Annotated in this window: 1 protein-coding gene; it reads right to left on the minus strand. The window is 67.2% G+C overall.

Annotation, left to right across the window (positions count from 1 at the left end; genetic code table 11):
- A partial coding sequence (locus HJ583_RS18905; protein ID WP_170023357.1) for an Ig-like domain-containing protein occupies positions 1-570 on the minus strand: 570 nt, incomplete at both ends.

Below are 570 nucleotides of genomic sequence, written 5' to 3' on the forward strand. Positions count from 1 at the left end.
TGATGTCCGCAGCGGTGAAGCCGACCGGGGCTTCGGAGAAGCTGAAGGTGACGGTGGAGACCTTGTCGGCGACGTTGAGGGCCGCATCGACGATATCGACGGTGACCGTGGGGGCTCCAGTGTTGACGGAGTAGCCCTCGGTGTCGGTGGCGGACGCGGAGTTGCCCGCGGCATCGGTCGTGGTGACGGAGGCCTGAATGGTGGCGTCGCTGTCGGCCACGAGATCCGCGCCCGGCACAGCGATGCTGAAGCCGAGCACCCCTGCGGTGCTGACGACGGTGCCGCTGAAGTCCTTGCCATTGACGGTGAGGGTGACGGTATCACCCACCTTGGCATCCCCCCCGACCACACCGGTGATGGCGATGGATTGACCGGCCTCGGTGGCGTTGATGATGTCGTCCGGCGTGATGTTGGCGTCGAGCGTGATGGTCGGCACGGGCGGTGCGGTATCGACCGGCACGGAGTCCGTGCCGGCCGTGCCGGCATTGCCGGCGGCATTGGTGTAGGAGCCTGCGGCAACCGAGACCGAAGCGGTGCCGGTGAAGGCGTCATTCGCGGTGAAGGTGGCGG

It is taken from the genome of Uliginosibacterium aquaticum, assembly GCF_012972705.2.
Taxonomy (GTDB): Bacteria; Pseudomonadota; Gammaproteobacteria; order Burkholderiales; family Rhodocyclaceae; genus Uliginosibacterium; species Uliginosibacterium aquaticum.